Annotated in this window: 13 protein-coding genes; 6 read left to right on the forward strand and 7 right to left on the reverse strand. The window is 70.8% G+C overall.

Annotation, left to right across the window (positions count from 1 at the left end; genetic code table 11):
* The first annotated feature begins 10 nt into the window (after positions 1-10).
* From TBR22_RS05000 to TBR22_RS05020, 5 genes are read left to right on the forward strand one after another with little or no spacing between them, the layout of a single operon-like run.
* On the forward strand, positions 11-1,354 hold the full coding sequence (locus tag TBR22_RS05000; RefSeq protein WP_239491859.1) for a TolC family protein: 1,344 nt from the start codon (positions 11-13) through the stop codon (positions 1,352-1,354).
* Entirely contained in the window at positions 1,354-2,466 is a 1,113-nt protein-coding gene (locus TBR22_RS05005) for an efflux RND transporter periplasmic adaptor subunit (RefSeq protein ID WP_239491860.1), read from the forward strand. The genes TBR22_RS05000 and TBR22_RS05005 overlap by 1 nt, the downstream gene beginning before the upstream one ends.
* Before the next feature lie 7 nt (positions 2,467-2,473).
* On the forward strand, positions 2,474-6,091 hold the full coding sequence (locus TBR22_RS05010) for an efflux RND transporter permease subunit (RefSeq protein ID WP_239491861.1): 3,618 nt from the start codon (positions 2,474-2,476) through the stop codon (positions 6,089-6,091).
* Positions 6,092-6,131: 40 nt separating this feature from the next.
* Positions 6,132-8,294 carry a cyclic nucleotide-binding domain-containing protein gene (locus TBR22_RS05015; protein ID WP_239491862.1) on the forward strand — a complete coding sequence of 721 codons (2,163 nt, stop codon included), beginning with the start codon at positions 6,132-6,134 and terminating at the stop codon, positions 8,292-8,294.
* Positions 8,295-8,298: 4 nt separating this feature from the next.
* Positions 8,299-9,438 (forward strand): class I SAM-dependent methyltransferase, encoded by a 1,140-nt coding sequence (locus TBR22_RS05020; protein WP_239491863.1) that lies wholly within the window; start codon positions 8,299-8,301, stop codon positions 9,436-9,438.
* A 141-nt stretch (positions 9,439-9,579) separates the two neighbouring features.
* Here the strand turns inward: TBR22_RS05020 and TBR22_RS05025 are convergent, their stop codons facing one another.
* Both TBR22_RS05025 and TBR22_RS05030 read right to left on the reverse strand, forming a co-directional pair.
* A complete protein-coding gene (locus TBR22_RS05025; RefSeq protein ID WP_239491864.1) occupies positions 9,580-10,287 on the reverse strand; it encodes an O-methyltransferase in 708 nt (235 codons plus the stop codon).
* 129 nt (positions 10,288-10,416) lie between these two features.
* The gene (locus TBR22_RS05030; protein ID WP_239491865.1) at positions 10,417-11,781 is read right to left on the reverse strand and encodes a TrpB-like pyridoxal phosphate-dependent enzyme; all 1,365 of its coding nucleotides are present in this window, start codon (positions 11,779-11,781) and stop codon (positions 10,417-10,419) included.
* An 844-nt stretch (positions 11,782-12,625) separates the two neighbouring features.
* Between TBR22_RS05030 and TBR22_RS05035 the strand changes: the two genes are divergently transcribed.
* A complete protein-coding gene (locus TBR22_RS05035) occupies positions 12,626-13,756 on the forward strand; it encodes a tetratricopeptide repeat protein (RefSeq protein ID WP_239491866.1) in 1,131 nt (376 codons plus the stop codon).
* Between the two features lie 16 nt (positions 13,757-13,772).
* Here TBR22_RS05035 and TBR22_RS05040 read toward each other — a convergent pair whose 3' ends face one another.
* The 5 genes from TBR22_RS05040 to TBR22_RS05060 form a co-directional block, all read right to left on the reverse strand.
* Positions 13,773-14,231 (reverse strand): hypothetical protein, encoded by a 459-nt coding sequence (locus tag TBR22_RS05040; RefSeq protein ID WP_239491867.1) that lies wholly within the window; start codon positions 14,229-14,231, stop codon positions 13,773-13,775.
* Between the two features lie 63 nt (positions 14,232-14,294).
* Positions 14,295-15,146 carry a DUF4214 domain-containing protein gene (locus TBR22_RS05045; protein ID WP_239491868.1) on the reverse strand — a complete coding sequence of 284 codons (852 nt, stop codon included), beginning with the start codon at positions 15,144-15,146 and terminating at the stop codon, positions 14,295-14,297.
* A gap of 145 nt (positions 15,147-15,291) precedes the next feature.
* Positions 15,292-16,221, reverse strand: a complete 930-nt coding sequence (locus TBR22_RS05050; RefSeq protein WP_239491869.1) for a transporter substrate-binding domain-containing protein — start codon at positions 16,219-16,221, stop codon at positions 15,292-15,294.
* Between the two features lie 2 nt (positions 16,222-16,223).
* On the reverse strand, positions 16,224-16,841 hold the full coding sequence (locus TBR22_RS05055; protein ID WP_239491870.1) for a DUF3011 domain-containing protein: 618 nt from the start codon (positions 16,839-16,841) through the stop codon (positions 16,224-16,226).
* A 159-nt stretch (positions 16,842-17,000) separates the two neighbouring features.
* Positions 17,001-18,122, reverse strand: a complete 1,122-nt coding sequence (locus tag TBR22_RS05060; RefSeq protein ID WP_239491871.1) for a Gfo/Idh/MocA family protein — start codon at positions 18,120-18,122, stop codon at positions 17,001-17,003.
* Between the last annotated feature and the right edge of the window lie 8 nt (positions 18,123-18,130).

An 18,130-nucleotide genomic window follows, 5' to 3' on the forward strand; every position in this document is an offset into this window, starting at 1 on the left:
TTCCGCGCCAATGATCCCAGCGCGGGCGTGGGCCGGATGGCTCCTGGTGGCGGCGTGTGTCACGCCGGCCGCGGCGCAGCCGGGCGGCACCGGCGAGATCCTGTCGATCGAGGTCGCCGTGAGCCGCGCGCTCGAGGCCAACCGCGGCCTGCAGATCGCACGATCCGAGGTCGAGGGGCTCAGCGACCGGATCGCGGCCGTCAGGACGCGCAAGTACCCGGTGCTGTCGGCGCGCCTGCTCGAAGGCGCGTTCCTGCTGCCCCTCGAGGCGACGTTTCCCGCCGGCGCCTTCGGCAGCTTCGGCGCGATCGGTCCCTTCCCGCCCACCGACACCACCGTGCGCAGCGACACGCGCTTCCTGTCGGCGGCCGTGCTCACCGCCGCGCAGCCGCTCACGCAACTGCGCAAGGTGTCGCGCGGCATCCGCGGCTTGCAGCTCGAACAGGACCTGGCCCGCGAGCGCATCGACGCGCAGTCGCGCGAGGTTGCCAGTGGCGTCCGCAAGGCCTACTACCAGCTGCAGCGCACGCAGGCAGGGCTGCAGGCCACCGAGGAGACGGTGGCGCTGGCGCGCGAGCTGGTACGGTTGGCGACGGCGCACCGTGACGCCCGTGTCGTGCTCGGCGCCGACCTGCTCACCGCGCAGAGCCGCCTGGCGCGGGCCGAGCACGAGGCCCGCCGGCTGGAGGACGCGGCCGTGACGCTGCGCGAGCAGCTCAACGCGCTGATGGGACGTGACCTCGCGCTGGGCTTCGACGTGCCGCCGCTGCCGGCTCCCGGGGCGACGGAAGCCAGCCTGCCCGAGGCCGAGGCGCGGGCCCTCGAAGCGCGCAGCGAGATCCGGCAGGCGGAGCTGCGTCGACAGCAGGCCGAGAACGCCGTGCACCTGGCGCGCGAGGCGTACATCCCCGACATCAGCGTGGCCGTCACTTACGCCGCGCTGGCCAACGTCGAGGTGCTCCCTCGGCAGACGTTCACCGCCGGCGTCCTGCTGGAATGGGAGCCGTGGACGTGGGGCCGGGTCGGCCACGAGGTCGCGGCCAGCCGCCGGGCCGTCGATCGGGCCGCCCTGGCGGCCACCGAGGCGGGCGAGGGCATCCGCCGCGAGGTGCGCGCCGCGTGGCGCACGCTCGGCGAGGCGCGGCGGTTCATCGACGTCACTGCGCTCGCCCAGCAAGCGGCGCGCGAGCAGGTGCGCGTCGCCAACGAGCGCGTCCGCGCCGAAGCCAGCCTCGTGCGCGAGGCGCTGCAGGCGCAGGCGGCGCTCGCCGAGGCCGACGCCCAGCACGACGCGGCCCTCACGTCCTTCTGGACCGCATTCGCCGAGTTCGAGCGGGTCACCGGAGTCCGATGATGCACACCGCGCGCGCGTGGGCCCTGACGGCCTTCCTCCTCACGATCGGGGGCTGTCATGCGGAGACCCCTTACGAGAAGCCGATCACGCCGGTGGGTGTTGCGGTGGCGCGCGAGGTGCACGCCTCCGGCACCACGCGCTATTCGGCGACCATCGATGCGGCCACCCGCGTCGACCTCTCGTTCCGCGTCGGGGGCTACGTGCGCGCCCTTGGCGTGGTCGACGAGGGCGGAGTGCGCCGACCGCTGCGCGACGGCGACCCCGTGCGCAAGGGGCAGGCGCTCGCGACGATCGACCAGACCGACGGGGGCGAGCGCGTCAAGCAGGGCCGCGCGCAGCTGGCCGAGGCCACCGCCGCCGCGGCACAGGCCGAGCGGTCCCTGGCGCGGGCCCGTGGCCTGTTCGAGAAGGACGCGCTGACCAGGCCGGAGTTCGAGGCGGCACAGACGGCCGCGGAGGCGGCACGGGCGCGGGTCACGGCGGCCGAAGCGGCGGTGCGGCAGGTGGAGGCGGTGGCCGGCGACGCGACGCTCGTCGCGCCCTTCGACGGCATCCTGCTCCGCAAGCAGGTCTCGGTCGGCGCCCTCGCGATGCCCGGGCAGCCGGCCTTCACCCTGGCCGACATCACGACGGTCAAGGTGGTGTTCGGCGTCCCGGACGTCGCGCTCGCCACGGTGCGGCAGTCGGTCGTCGAGGTCGAGGCCGACGCGTTCCCGGGCGTGACGTTCCCCGCGCGGCTGACCCACGTGTCGCCGGTTGCCGACCCACGCGGCCGTGTCTTCGACGTCGAGCTCGCGATCGCCAACGGCGACGGCCGCCTGCGTCCCGGGATGGTCGCCTCGGTCGGCCTTCGCGAGGCCGACGCCGGCCCGCCCGAGATCGTGATTCCCCTCGCCGCCATCACGCGCCCGCCCGGTGCGTCCTCGGGGTATGCCGTGTACGTGGTGCAGGGGCAGGGCGACGCGACCCGCGTGGCCCAGCGGACCATCGAGATCGGCGAGTTGCGCGGCAACGAGGTGACCGTCAGGCGCGGTCTGGCGCGCGGCGATCGCGTCGTCGTGAGCGGCACCACGATGGTCACCGACGGCGCGCCCGTGCGCGTGGTGCTCTGAGGCGGGCATGAGCGGCCATCCGCCGGGACCCGACCCTCTCCTGCACGTCCACAACACGGCGCGTTTCTTCACCGAGAACCGCCAGATCGCCTGGGTGTTGCTCGTCGCCACGCTGCTGTGGGGCGTGTACGGCTACATGGGCATGGCCAAGCGCAAGGATCCGGTGGTGCCGGTCCTGTACGCTGCGGCGATCTGTCCCTGGCCGGGCGCGAGCGCCGAGAAGATCGAGCAGCTGGTCACGCGGCGCATCGAGGAGCGGATCGCCGAGAACGCGCGCGTCGAGCGGATCGAGTCGACCTCGCGCGGCAGCGTCGCGATCATCCTGATTGCCCTCGACGAGCGCACGGAGGACGCGCGCAAGGAACTCGACGACATCGCCCTGCGGCTGGCCGCGATCCGCGACCTGCCGGCCGGCGCCGGGCCGATCGAGTTCCAGAAGGACTTCGGCGACACGGCCGCGCTGATGCTCACGGTCGCCAGCCCGCCGGTCAACGGGATCGAGCTCGAGCTGCGGGCGCGCGGCATCCGCGAAGCCATCGAGTCGACGCGCCAGGGCGCCACCGGCACGCGGGCCACCGTGGTCGTGCCCTTCCCGGTGTCGATCGCGCCGTCGATCGCCGCCCGGCAGCGCGACATCATCGTCACCGCGCTCACCGCACGGGACCTCGGCCGCGACATTCGCACCTTCGACGGGCCCGGGTTCGTCGGCGCCGACATCGAGACGACGCTCGACGACGAGGCCCTAGCGAGCGGGGTGCGCACCCTGATCGACGAGAACCTGCTCCCGGCCGAACTGCCGCCCGACGTCTGGCCGCCGGTCCTCGTGCGCGACCCGAAGGACACGCAGGCCCGCATGGCGGCAGTGGCCGGCGACAAGTACACGTACCGCGATCTCGATCGGTTCACCGACCAGATCAAGCGGGTGCTGCAGACCGTGCCGCAGGTCTCCAAGATCACCCGCGCCGGCCTGCTGCCCGAGCAGATCTACCTCGAGTACTCGCAGGAGCGCCTGGCCTCGTACGGGCTGCAGCTCACCAAGCTGGCCGACATCCTGCGGGCCCGCAACATCACCGTGCCCGGCGGCATCCTCGACGTGCGTGGCAAGCGCGTCGCCATCGATCCGTCGGGCGAGTTCACGTCCGAGTCGCAGATCGGCGACGTGCTCGTCGGCACCACGGCGGAGGGGCGGCCCATCTACCTGCGCGACGGCGTGCAGGTGGTGCGGGCCTACCAGACGCCGGCGCGCTACCTGAACTACTACCAGGCGCGTGGTGCCGACGGCACCTTCCACCGGTCCCGCGCCGTCACCCTCGCCGTGCAGATGCGGCCTGGCGAGCAGATCGCCGCGTTCGGCGAGGCCGTCGATGCCGCGCTGGCCGACCTGCGAGCCTCGGGCCTGCCGCACGACCTGATCGTCGACCGCCCGTCCGACCAGCCACTCCAGGTGCGCGAGAGCGTCGACCTGTTCATGCGGAGCCTCTACGAGGCGATCATCCTGGTCATCCTCGTGGCGCTGGTCGGCTTCTGGGAATGGCGCGCCGCGCTGCTGATGGCGCTGGCCATCCCGCTGACGCTCGCGATGACGTTCGGGATGATGCACGTGCTGCACGTGGACGTGCAGCAGGTGTCGATCGCCTCGCTGATCATCGCGCTCGGGCTGCTCGTCGACGACCCGGTGGTGGCCGGCGACGCCATCAAGCGCGAGCTGCAGGCCGGGCGGCCACCGATCCTGGCGGCCTGGCTCGGGCCGACGCGCCTGGCCACCGCCATCCTCTTCGCCACCATCACCAACATCGTCGCGTACCTGCCGTTCCTGCTGATCAGCGGCAACATCGGCAAGTTCATCTACTCGCTGCCGGTCGTCCTCGCATGCTCGCTGGTCGCCTCCCGCATCGTGTCGATGACGTTCATCCCGCTGCTCGGGTACTACCTGCTGCGCCCGAGTCGCACGCCGGAGCCGCCGATCGAGCATCGCCGCGCCCACGGCGTCACCGGGGCGTACTACCGGCTCGCCGGTTGGGCGCTCGACCACCGGTGGGCGACGCTCGCGGTCGCGATGCTGTTGCTGGTGGCGACGCTGGCCGCCTCGCGCGGGATCAGGATCCAGTTCTTCCCGAAGGACCTCGCGTACCTGTCCTACGTGGACGTGTGGCTGCCCGAGGACGCCACGCTGTCGGCGACGCGCGAGCGCGCCGGGGCGGCCGAGGCGGTGATCCGTCGCGTCGCCGCGGAGTTCGGGCGCACGCATACCGGTGAGGACGGCAAGGCCCGCGCGGTGCTCGAGTCGCTGACCACGTTCGTGGGCGGCGGCGGACCGCGCTTCTGGTTCTCGGTCGCGCCGGAGCTGTTCCAGCCCAACTACGCGCAGATCATCATCAAGGTCGGCGACAAACACGACACCCGCCTCCTCGTGCCCCTGCTGCAGCGCGCCCTGGCCGCGGAAGTGGCCGGCGCGCGCATCGACGTGCGCGAGCTCGAGAACGGCAAGCCAGTGGGCATCCCGGTGGCGGTGCGGCTGTCGGGAGACAACCCCGCCGAACTGCGCCGCATGGCCGAGGGGGTGAAGGCGATCTTCCGCAGCGTGCCGAAGGCCGATCGGGTGCGCGACGACTGGGGCGCCGACAGCTTCAGCGTCAAGCTGCAGGTCGACTCGGACAAGGCCAACCTCGCCGGCGTGTCGAACCTCGACGTGGCGCTCTCGTCGGTGACCGGCATGAACGGCTACCCGCTCACCGTGTTGCGCGAGGGCGACCAGCAGATCCCGGTCGTCGCGCGCCTGCGGCCCGAGGAGCGGGCCCGTATCACCGACGTGCAGAACCTGTACGTGTACTCGCAGGTCTCGTCACAGCGCGTGCCGCTGCGGCAGGTGTCCGAGGTGACCTATGCGATGCAGACCGAGAAGATCCGGCGTCGAAACCAGTTCCGGACCATCAGCGTGTCGGCGTTCCCGGTGCCGGGCGCACTGCCGTCGGAGGTGCTCCGCGCGGCGCGTCCGAAGCTCGACGCCTTCGCCCGCACCATGCCGCCGGGCTATCGCTTCGTGATCGGCGGCGAGTACGAGGAGCAGGTCAAGGGCTTCCGGCAGCTGGCGATCGTCATGCTGGTGTCGGTCAGCGCGATCTTCATGGCCCTCGTGTTCCAGTTCCGCAACGTCATCAAGCCGCTGATCGTGTACTCGGCCATCCCGTTCGGGGTCGCCGGGGCGCTCCTCGGGCTCGACGTGATGGGCGCGCCGTTCGGCTTCATGGCCTTCCTCGGGATCGCGAGCCTGGTCGGCGTCATCGTCAGCCACGTGATCGTCCTGTTCGACTTCATCGAGGAGCGGCACGAGCACGGGGCGCCGTTCCGCGAGGCGCTGCTCGACGCCGGCATCGTCCGCCTCCGTCCGGTGATGGTCACCGTCGGTGCCACGGTGTTCGGCCTCGTGCCACTCGCGATGCACGGCGGGCCCCTGTGGGAGGGGCTCTGTTACACCCAGATCGCCGGGCTGACGATTGCCACCGGGGTGACGCTGGTGCTGGTGCCCGTGCTCTACGCGATCTTCGTGCAGGACCTGAAGTGGCTGGCGTGGGAGGAGGCCTCGTCCCCGCCGGCCATCGAGGCCGCACCCGTGGAGCCCGCTTGAGCATGGCCCGACCCTGCCGTACGATTCCGGCTCGACCCCGATGACCTCCGACCCGTCCATCAGCGCCATCGACGTTGCCGCCCGCGGGCTCCTGCGCGGCATCGCCGTCCGCACCGCTGCCACCGGCACGCTCCTCTGCGAGGGCGGCAGCCCCGCCACCGAGGCCATCCTCCTCGTCAACGGGATCGTCGAAGCGGTGGACGGGCCCGAGGTCTACACGCGCCAGTTGATTGCCGGGACGGGCGAGCCGCCGGTGTTCGTGAGGGGGCTGCGCGCCCGGACCGAGGTGCGGGTGGCGCGCGTGCCCGTGGATCGCCTCGAGGCCGCGGCACCAGGGCAGGCGGCAGCGCTCACCGAGGTGTTGCTCGATCGCCTGCTGCGCCGCGAACTCGTCGCCAACGCCTCGGCGATCTTCGGCGACCTCGACGGACAGGCGCTCGCCGACATCGATGACGCCTCCGATTGGGTCGATCTCAAGCGGGGCGGCATCCTGATGCGGCAGGGCGACACGGGTGACCGCGTGTTCGTGCTCCTGTCGGGCCGCCTGCAGGCCGTGCACGAGGGCGCCAACGGCGCCAGTCGCGTGGTGGGCGACATCGCCGCCGGCGAGACCGTCGGGGAGATGTCGTTCTTCACCGGCGAGCCTCGCAGCGCGACGGTGCGGGCCGTGCGCGACAGCCTGCTCATCGGGCTGGATCGCGCCATCGTCGATCGGCTGATCGCGACGCGCCCCTCCGCGATGCGGCACATCATCAAGGTCCAGATCGACCGCGTGCGCCGCGCCAACTCCGGTGTGCCGCTACGCGCTCCGCTCACCAACATCGCGGTCGTTCCGCTCGACGACCTGGTGCCGACCGGCCAGTTCTGCCGGGACCTCGCAAGTGCCCTGGAGCCGTTCGGCGCCGTCGTGCACGTCGATGCCGAACGGCTCGACCAGCGCCTGCAGCAGCCGGGGCTCGCCGACTCGCCGGAAGACGGCCCCGAGTCGACGCGCCTGGCCGCATGGCTGGAGGAACTCGAGCGCGCCGCCCGCTTCGTCGTGTACGAGACGTCGGCGCGGCACCCCGGCTGGGTGGCCCGCAGCATCAGCCGCGCCGATTGCGTGGTCCTGGTGGGCCGCGGTTCCGGCGATCCCGCGCCGACCGAGATCGAGCGCATCGTCGCGCGCGAGGAGGGCGAGCACGGGGCCGCTCAGCGACTGCTGGTGCTCCTGCACGACGACGAGGCGCTGCCCTCGGGCACGTCGAGGTGGACGGCGGCGCGGGCGGTGTCGCGGCATCACCACGTGCGCCTGTCGAGGCCGGGCGACATCGCGCGCGTCGCGCGCTTCCTCGCCGACCGCGCGGTCGGCCTCGTCCTCGGCGCCGGCGGCGCACGGGGGTTCGCCCACATCGGCGTGCTGCGCGTGTTGCAGGAGGCAGGCATCCCCATCGACCTCGTCGCAGGCACCAGCATGGGCTCGGCGATGGCCGCCCAGCACGCGATGGGGTGGTCGCCCGACCGGATCATGGAGACGGCCGACGACGTCTGGAACCGCATCCGCCCGCACACCGAGTACACGCTGCCGCTGCTGTCGCTCGTGCGCGGCCAGAGCGCGCAGAAGTGCGGCGAGATGATGTACGGCACCACCTGCATCGAGGACCTGTGGCTCCCGTACTTCTGCGTGTCGGCCGACCTCACCGACGCCTCGATGTACGTGCACCGCGACGGGTCGCTGCTGCTCGCCGTGACGGCGAGCTCGTCGCTGCCGGCCGTGATCGTGCCGACCCAGGCCGGCGACCACCTGCTCTGCGACGGGTCGCTCTTCAACACGCTGCCGGTGAACCTGGCGCGCGCCTCCGGCTGCGGCACGGTGATCGCCTCGCGTGTGTCGGTGCCGCAGGACAAGGACTTCGTCTACGAGCAGATCCCCTCGCTGCGCGAGGTGCTCGGGGCGAAGCTGCGACGGCGCCCGCTCCGCTACCCGAGCATCATGAGCGTGCTGCTCCGGAGCTCGATGCTGGCGGCCGTCGACCAGGAGAACAAGGAGTCGCTCAGCGCCGACCTGCTCTTCGCGCCCGCCCTCGAGCAGTTCGGGCTGATGGAGTTCACGGCATTGAAGCAGATTGCCGCGGTGGGCGAGGCCGACGCCCGCCGACAGGTCGCCGAGTGGCAGGCCGAGGGCCGGCTGGCCCGCATTCCGAGGGAACGTACCGGTGAATGATCGCGTGAGTCAGTGGTTGGCCCGACGGATCGAGTCCGTGCTGGCCTCGAGGCTGAACCCCGAGGTGCCTGCGCTGGGGCTGCGCCTCGCCGACGGCGACCTGCGGGCGATCGGGCAAGGCGATCCGCTGGCGACCATCGTCATCCACTCGCGGCGCGGGCTCGCGGCGCTGGCCAGCATGGACGCGACCAGGATTGCCGAGGCGTACCGCGCCGGGGCCATCGACGTCGAGGGATCGCTGCAGCGCATCCTGGCGCTGCGCGAGGCCTTCGCCGATCGCCACCCGATCACCGACACCTGGCGGTTCATCAGGCCGCTGTTCTTCGGGCAGGTCAACAGCGACAAGAAGTGGATTGCCGATCACTACGAGCGCGACGGCGACTTCTACACGTCGTTCCTCGACCGTCGGCACCGCTGCTACTCGCAGGGGCTGTTCGCGTCGCCGGACGAGCCGCTCGAGGACGCACAGACCCGCAAGCTCGACGCCGCGGTCGAGGCCCTGGGCCTTGGCGCCGGGGCGCGCGTGCTCGACGTCGGAGGCGGCTGGGGGGCCTTCACCGAGCACGGCGGCAGGCACGGCCTCCACGTGACGTCACTGACGATCTCGCGCGCCTCGGAGCGATTCATCCAGGGCATCATCGACGCGCAGGGCCTGCCCTGTCGCGTGGTGCGCGAGCACCTGATGGAGCACGAGTCGGCCGAGCCCTACGACGGCATCGTGAACCTCGGGGTGACCGAGCACCTGCCCGACTACCCGGCAACGCTGAAGAAGTACCAGCAACTGCTCAAGCCGGGCGGGTTCATCTACCTGGACGCCAGCGCCGCCCGCGTGAGCCACGACTACTCGGCGTTCCTGCTGCGGCACCTGTTCCCGGGCAACGGCACCACGCTGTGCCTGCACAAGTACCTCGCGGCCGTGGCGGATTCGCCGTTCGAGGTGCTGCGCGTGCACAACGACCGCGAGAACTACCGGCTCACCACCCTGCACTGGGCCCGCAACCTCGACGCCCAGAAGGACTTCATCTGCGAGCGGTACGGCCCCGAGACGTGGCGCACGTTCCGGCTGTACCTGTGGGGGTGCGTCGACGGCTTCGAGCGCGACATGATCCAGGCCTACCGCTGGGTCCTGCAACTGCCGCGCTGAGGTGGCAATTTGAAATTTGACATTTGATATTCCCGCGGGCGACGGCCTTCGGCCTGTCGCCCTCGAGGCGCGTCGAGCGGCAGCGACCGGAGGTCGCGCCGCCGAGAATTTCAAATCTCGAATTTCCGATTGCCGCCGCGGCTAGCGTTTGTACGTGATCGCCAGCCCGCCGCCGCGCTCGTCCACCGTGGTGTCAGCCCCTGGCGTCGCGCGCAGCACCGCCAGGTACTCGCGCGATCCCATGGCGCCTCGGCGGCCCGATTCACTCACGTTGTGCGTGGTGAACACGCCGCCCTTCACCAGTTTCGGGAACACCGCGCGGAAGTAGTTCGGATACCAGTCCTTGTCGGCGTCGCTGAACACGAAGTCGAACGGCCCCTCGAGCGCGGGCACGATGGCGTGCGCATCACCGAGCCGCGCGTCGACGTAGCGGGCCAGGCCCGCCTTGTCGAAGTTCGCCTTCGCCTCCTTGTGCCGGCCCTCGTCGAGTTCGACGGTGACAAGCTTGCCGCCGGTCTTGCTCAGTGCCCACGCGATCCAGATGCCCGAGTGCCCCGTGGAGGTGCCGATCTCCAGGGCGCGTGTGTACCTGTTCTTGACGATGAGGTCGTGGAGCGTCTGGCCATCGACGTCGGGGACGTTGAGGTCGCGCCAGGTGCCGGCCCGCTCGGCCAGGAACGCCTTGACGCGCGCGTCCAGCGCAGCCTGGTCGTGGGTTGGTGACTGGACAGCGCGCCCCAGTGCCGGCAGAACTGACCGGCCCGTGCGGCCTGCCTGCCACGTCAGAGGCGTGGCGACGACGAGGGCACTGGTCAGCAGCGTGGCAAGGGCGAGGACTGGGGTAGGCATGAGCGGCACTCCATCTGAAGACTCCGACGATTGTCGCGCTGCTCACGCCGCCGCACTGTGAAACAACCGTGACGCCCTGATGAAGGGAGAGTCGTATCCGGCGGACACCAGCCTTGACGTGGTTCCGAGCTATCCGTTCACGGACGGCAGGCCGGCCAGGGCCATCGCGAGTTCCGACTCGTCGTAGGTCTGGTTGACCAGCTTGCCGGCGAAGTAGTCCATGTACGCCTGCATGTCGAAGTGTCCATGGCCGCACAGGTTGAACAGGATGGCGCGCGACACGCCCTCCTCGCGGCAGCGGATCGCCTCGTCGATCGCGCCGCGCACTGCGTGATTGGCCTCGGGCGCCGGCAGGATGCCTTCCGCGCGGGCGAACTGCACGCCGGCGTCGAAGCAGTCGCGCTGCATCAGCGCGCGGGCCTCGATCAGGCCGAGCTCCTTCAGGTGCGACACCATCGGCGCCATGCCGTGGTAGCGAAGGCCGCCGGCGTGGAACCCGGGCGGCATGAAGGTCGACCCGAGCGTGTGCATCTTGGTGAGCGGCGTCATGTGCGCCGTGTCGCCGAAGTCGTACGCATACGTCCCGCGCGTCAGGCTCGGGCACGCGGCCGGCTCCACGGCCACGATGCGCACGTCCTTGCCGCCGCGCAGCTTCGCGCCGATGAACGGGAACACGATGCCGGCGAAATTGGAGCCGCCGCCCGTCGCTCCGACGATGACGTCCGGGTAGTCGTCGGCCATCTCGAGCTGCGCCATCGCCTCCTTGCCGATCACGGTCTGGTGCAACAGCACGTGATTGAGCACCGAGCCGAGGGCGTAGTTGGTGTCGCCGTTGGTGGCGGCGACCTCCACGGCTTCCGAGATCGCCATGCCGAGGCTGCCCTTGCAGTCGGGATCCTTCTCGAGCACCGCACGACCGTAGTTGGTGAGCGGCGACGGGCTGGCCACGCACGAGGCGCCGTAGGTCTCCATCAGGGCGCGGCGGTACGGCTTCTGGTCGTACGACACGCGCACCATGAAGACCTGCACCTCGATGCCGAAGAGCGCGCCGGCGAAGGCCAGCGACGACCCCCACTGGCCCGCGCCGGTCTCGGTGGCAATCTTCCGGATGCCCGCCTCGCGGTTGTAGAAGGCCTGCGCCACCGACGTGTTCGGCTTGTGACTCCCGGCCGGGCTCACGCCCTCGTACTTGTAGTAGATGCGCGCCGGCGTCTGCAGCGCCTGCTCGAGGCGCCGCGCGCGGAACAGCGGCGTCGGCCGCCACTGGCGGTACACGTCGCGCACCGGGCCGGGGATCTCGATCTCGCGCTCGGTGGAGACCTCCTGCTCGATGAGCGCCATCGGGAAGAGCGGCGCGAGGTCGTCGGGGCCGAGCGGCTGCAGCGTGCCGGGATGCAGCGGCGGCGGGCAGGGCGCTGGCAGGTCGGCGGCCAGGTTGTACCAGGTGGTGGGGAGCTTCGATTCGTCGAGCAGGAACTTCACACGGTCGGTCAAGACAGCCTCCGGAGCAACGCTTCGAGATCCTATACGATGCGTTCGAGCCCGGATCATGCGCTTCTGTCCTCTGACGCCGCTCGGTCAGCTCGGTCTGTTGCGGTGGTCGCGCTGCAGATGATCGAACCGGTCGGCGCCGGACGCCTGCGTGCGCTGGTCGATGCCCCTGCAGGTATCGTCTCCACCTGACCGGGGTTGCCTCCATGCATGGCGAGCTCAGGGACGACCCGCGTGAATTTCCACGGTTCGCACTGCCGCAGCATCTCGACACGACGCCGCATCTCTCCCCAGAAGCGCTGGGGCGATGCGCCGCGTCCTGCGCGCGGCAATCGTTGGCGACACCCTTACCCGTCAGGCGTCCGACCGCGTGACACCGTGCATGGCGCGACGCGCCAGGCACGCTCCGAAAGGGGCTCACGCCGTGGAAGGTGTCCCCACGAGCAACTGCAAGGTACGGACCACGGATGCGCCGCGGCGCGGTGGGTCGCCCGTCGTGCCAGCGTGAGTACTGTCACGCCACGCCGTTCGAGGAATTCTGCGTGCACCTGCGGGGATTTCCGCGCGCCCTGCGTAAGCCACTTCGGGGCCCGGCATGCGCCCGGCTGCATCACGGCCCCCGGCGTGCGGCGCAGGCAGTCCGATCGTGATGCAGGCGTGCGCACTGCCGGGGAAATTCCCGCTGCCGCTCGCAGGACCCCACCACCTGCGAGGTCGGCGCCGCCGGACCTGATTGGCAGTCGTTGTGCAATATCGAGACGGGGGCGCAGGTCTGGCGGTGTTTGCGAGTGGACCCTGCAGTCTGGCGGGGCCGGACCGTGAGTCCTCGTCACGCGAAGGGGGAACCATGTCGACCCGCCTCATCGAAGTCGGTCTCGCGTGCGTGCTGCTCGGCGGGATGTCCTTCGCACAGAGCACGACGCCCCAGAAGCCGACGCCCGACGCCGCCACGCCGCCGCTCTCGTCGCTCACCACGCTCTCACCGTGCACGGCCGGCGCGCAGGCGCCTGCCCCGCAGCCCGAGGCCGACGACGAGTTCCGGATGCTGGCGATCTACCAGCGCCTGACGCCCGGCGACCTTCCGGCGCTCGAAGAGTGCGTCACCGCCGACCAGCCCGAGGCGCAGTTCCTGCTGGGGCATGCCCTGCTCGAGGGACGACTGGTCGACCGGGACGTCAATCGGGGGCTGGTCCTCCTGCGCCGCTCGGCGGCGCAGGGATTCAGGGCCGCCGAGATGGCGCTCGGCGATCGCTACGCCGCGGGTGGCCTCGTCGCACGGGACGAGGCCGAGGCGTTCCGCTGGTACCTGAAGGCGGCCGAGCACCGCAGCGTGACGGCCCAGGCCATCGTCGGGGAGATGTACCTCGCGGGGCGCGGCACGCGTCGTGACGCGGCGGATGCAGCCCAGTGGTTGTCGCGCGCCGGCCAGCAGGGGCATGCGGCGGCGCAGCGGTCGCTGGCGGCCCTCTACGCCAATGGTGACGGCGTGCCGAGGGACGACCGCGAGGCCGTCGCGTGGTACATGAAGGCGGCCGACGGCGGCGATGTCGTCGCGCAGGTCGAGATGGGCGTCCGCTACGCGACCGGCCACGGTGTGCCGAAGAGCGAGGCCATGGCGCAGCAGTGGGAGGAACTGGCGGCCGCGCAGGGCAGTGGCGAGGCCCTCCGGGCCCTCGGCCAGCGGTTCCTGGAGGGCCGCGGCGTGACCGCCGACAACGCCAGGGCGGCGAGCTACTTCCTGCAGGCGGCCGAGGCTGGCGACGGCATCGGGATGTGCGCGCTCGGCGACATGTACGCCTCGGGCAAGGGCGTGGCGCGGAGCGACCGCGACGCGTATCGCTGGTACATGACCGCGGTGACCGCCGGCAACAGGAAATGCGAGCCGGCGCAGCGCGAGGCCGGCCGGCGTCTGTCGAAGCAGGACCGCGACGCTGCCGAGCGCGACGCGCGGGCGTGGATGGCCCGCCGGTCGTCCTGACAGCCCGCGGTGGCCGTCACCTGTTGTACGCGCCCAGGTAGATGCGGGCGACCTCCGACAGGCGGAAGCGCCGCTGGCCGCCGGCCTGGAAGCTCACCACGCGCGGCTCGTTCTCCTTGGCCGATCCCTGGCCGCCTTCGATGTTGATCAGGCGGCCGCGCAGCACCTCGCCGCTGCGGGTCACGAGGATGTGGTCGCTGCCGCGGGCCTGCTGCACTTCGGCGGCGGGCAGGTTCTCGGCGTTGCCGCCGACGTCGATCAACTGCACGTCGGCCATCGGGAACTTCTGCTGGTCGTTCTGGGTGACGCGCACGTAGACCGTGTCGGTCGCGCGGTTCCAGTCCTCGAAGCGGCCGGAGATCTTCTGGCTGCCGCGACGGACCACGGTCACCTGTTCCTGGGCCTGGGCGGCCAGTGGGGCCAGGGCCAGGAGGCCGCAGGCGACGAGGGAGGCACGGAGGATGAGCTTGGTCATCCCCCGTTCTTAGCTCAACAGGAGCGCTTTTCGCAATCCTTCGGGCACTCGCGCGACGCGACGTCAGCGTCGATTGCGGTACTCGTCGCTCTTGCGAAGCTCGTTGGCGACGTCGCGCTCTGTCCACTTCTCGCGAAGCACCTTCTGCACGTAGACGTCGGCGCCCGGGTCGGGATCGCGGCCGAGCACGCTGCGGTAGGCGTTCCTGACGATGTCGCGGGCCTTGGCCTCGGTCATCGTGTTCTTCTCGCGATACTCGGGGCTCTCGCGCAACGCCTGGCGGACGTCGCTCTCGGTCCAGCCCTTGCGCTTGACCTGGTTGCGGAAGTCGGACAAGCCGGCCGGGTCCGGCGCCCGCTCGAGCACGTCGCGATAGGCGCGCGTGATCATCCGGTCGATGTCGGCGTCGTTGAGCTCCGCCTTCTCGTTGCTCCGGCGCAGCGCGTCGCGCACCTGCCGCTCGCTCCAGCCGTCGTCGATCATGCGGCGACGGTACTCGCGCAGGCCCTGCGTGTCGGGGTCGCGCCCGAGGATGTCCTGGTACGCGCGGGTGATGACGCGGTCCACGTCCTGTGACGAGGGGCGGCCGTTGTCGTTGTAGTTGCCCCCGTACCCGCTGCCGTAGCCGCCGTTGTTCCCGTTGCCGTAGCGGTCGCGCTCGTCGCGCTGCCGGCGCAGCTCGTTGCGGATGTCGCGCTCGCTCCAGTCATCGTCGTACACGCGGGAACGGTACAGGCGCATCTCGCGCGAGTCGGGGCGGCGCCCCAGCACGTCGTCGAAGGCGCGCTCGATCATCCGGTCGACGCTGCTGGCGCTCTGGTACTGCGCCGCCGCCTCCGCGATCAGGGGGGAGGTCGGGGTGGCGACGACGCCCGCCGCGAGGACGAAGGCCAGGGGGAGATGTCTGGTGTGCATGCGTGACCTCCTTCCGGGTCAGTCAATGGTAGCGCTGGGCCGGGTAGGCGCGGTCGCCGACCGCGCCGTCAGCCATGGCCTCGAACCAACGGCCGGTTCGGAGAACCGGCCCTACCCCTTACCGGTACCCGGTACCCGGCCCTTCCTACATCCCCGTCAGCCAGTCGGTGCCGAGCCAGTAGCGCTCGCGCTCGTCCAGCCAACCCCCTTCGCGGTGGAAGGTCAGCCAGCTGTTGAGGAAGTTCAGGAAGTCCGCGTCGCCCTTGCGGATCGCCATGGCGGCGCGCGTCACCTGCAGCGGCTGTTCCAGGGGCTGGAACAGCTTGTCGGGAGCCTGGCGCACCACCAGGTACGGCGTTGGCGTGGTGACGATCAGCGCGTTGGCCTTTCCTTCGAGGACGGGCGCCAGCGGATCGGCGTCGCCCTGCACCTTCACGAGGGTGGCGCGCGGGAACGTGCGGCTGGCCACCGCTTCCTGACTGGTGCCGGCCATGACCACCAGCTTCACCTCGGGCGTGTTGAAGTCGTCGATCGACTTCGCGCTGCCCGAGAGCGCCTTGCTCGCCACCAGGTGCATGGCGCCGACCGAGGTCGCCTCGGTGAAGTTCACCACGAGGGCGCGCGCGGGCGTGATCCACAGGCCGGTCGCGGCGACGTCGAAGTGCCTGGCGATGAGGTCGGGGACGATCTGCGACCAGGAGGTCGGCACGAACTCCGCCTCGACGCCCATGTCGGCGGCGAGCTGTCGGCCGAGGTCGATACTGAAGCCCACGAGCTCGCCCTTCGCGTCGTGCATCACGAACGGCTCGTTGGCGACCACGCCGATCCTCAGGGTGCCGCGGGTGCGGATGGTGGCGAGCATGTCCACCGCCGGGCGTGCCCACACCGGCTCCTCGGCGTTCGGCGTACGCAGGGGCAGCGCGCCCGGATCGTCGTAGCCACGGCCGGAGGCGGCTGGGGCGGCAGGGGTGGTGGCCGGCGCCTGCGCGAACGCGGCTGCGCCGCCGAGGGCGAGGCAGGCAAGGGCAAGGGCGCCGAGGCGGGCGGCTGGCTTGAGGGTGTGGGCGTGCGTCATGGCTAGTACCCCCCACCCACGCGGCGGAAGAAGACCTCGTGGTTCCTGTCGTTCTCGTCGGTGGCGCGGAAGCCGTTGCCGGACTTCTCGACCCTGAACCGGTAGTTGCCCAGGGTCAGGCGCTTGTCGTCCCAGCGGCCGCTGAAGCGCGAGTCATTGGCCCGGCCCTCGGCGTTGCCGCCCGGGAAGATGGTGACCCGGACGTCGGCGTTGTCGCGCCCGTCGAACCCCTGGAACTCGCCGACGGCCCACGACGGCACGCCATCCTCGTGGTGGTCCTTGTTGGCGGCGATGGCGGCGGCGATGGCGATGCCGGCGATGGCGGCACCCGCGATGGCGGCGTCGCGGCCCGAGTTGTCACGGCCGACGCGGAACTCGCCGGCGCAGCCGCGATCGACCCACACGCCGCGGTTGTCGTAGCCCCAGTTGTCCCAGAGGCGGCACCGCGTGCTCGAACGCTGGCGCACGAGGGTGACCTGCCTGTCGGTGTCGACACGGCAATAGCTGTAACGGTAGTTCCGGCTTTCGCAGGTGACGGTGGTATCGGCGACGGCCGGCACGGGCACTGCGAACAGCGCGGCGGCCAGCAGGCAGCCGGCAGCGGCGTGGGTCTTGCGCACGGGTCCTCCAGGTGAGGCATCCGGAGGGCCGCGGGCACACCTTTCCCGCAGGCTGGATGCCACCGCCATTGTGGCATCAACGGCCGGGGTGGCGGCTATCCGGATCGTGCCAGCGCCGCCAATTCGGCTACGGGCCGAGGGCTCAGGGCCGTGAGCCGTTCAGCCCAGCTTCACCGGCCGCCCCGTCCTCACCGACTCGTAGCAGGCTTCGATGACGCGCATGTCGTTGCGGCCGTCCTCGCCGTCAGTGAGCGGGCGCGTGCCCGTCGCCGCGCACTCGGCCAGGTGATCCATCATCGCGGCAAAGTGATCGGGCTCGCGCAGCGTGCGCGACTCGATCGTGTTGCCCCGGAACACGCGCAGGCCCAGGCCCCGCCGGCTCCAGGCCGGCTCGAGTTCGAACGACCCCTTCTCGGCGTACACCCGGAAGCGATTGAGGTAGGCGCCGTAGCTCGAGACGCAGTTGGCCAGCGTGCCCGACGGAAAACGCAACTGGAAGGTGAGCGTGTCCTCGACCTCCTTGAACCGCGGGTCGTTCCTGTCGGTGGTCTCCATCGCGAAGACCTCGGTGGGCTCCTCACCGGCGAGGTACCGCGCGGCGTTGACCGAGTAGATGCCGATGTCCATCATCGACCCGCCGCCGCCCATCTTCTTCGTGAGTCGCCACTGCTCGGGATTGCCGATATTGAAGCCGGAGTCGCACAGGACGATCTTCGTCCTGCCGTACTCCTTGTCGCGGGCCATCTTGATCATCGCCTGCGTGTACGGCTCGAACCGCAGGCGGTAGGCCACCGCGAGATGCTTGCCGGCCGCCTTCGCGGCGGCGAGCATCGCGTCGCACTCGGCCACGGTGTTGGCCATCGGCTTCTCGACGAGCACGTGCTTGCCGGCCTTCGACGCGCGCACGCTGTACTCGGCGTGCAGGCCGTTGGGCAGCACGATGTAGACGCCGTCGACATCGGGGTTGTCAGCAATCCGATCGAAGGTCTCGTACGAGTAGAGACCCCGCTCGGGCACGCCGTACTGCGTCGCCAGCCCCCTGGCCTTGGACGGGTCACTGCTGACGAGCGCGGTGACGCGGCACCTCTTCGCGTGCACGAACGCGGGCAGGATCTCGCCCTGCGCCAGACTGCCGAGTCCGACGATGGCGTAGCCGAAGGGTTTGGCCGGCGCGGTGGCCGGCGCCTGCGCGCTGGCGGTCGCGGCGGCGATGGGGCCGGCGGCCAGGGACGCGCCAGTGGCGCGGAGGAAGTCGCGGCGGGTCGAAGTCGGGTCGGTCACGGTCACCT

This window comes from Luteitalea sp. TBR-22 (genome assembly GCF_016865485.1).
Lineage (GTDB): Bacteria > Acidobacteriota > Vicinamibacteria > Vicinamibacterales > Vicinamibacteraceae > Luteitalea.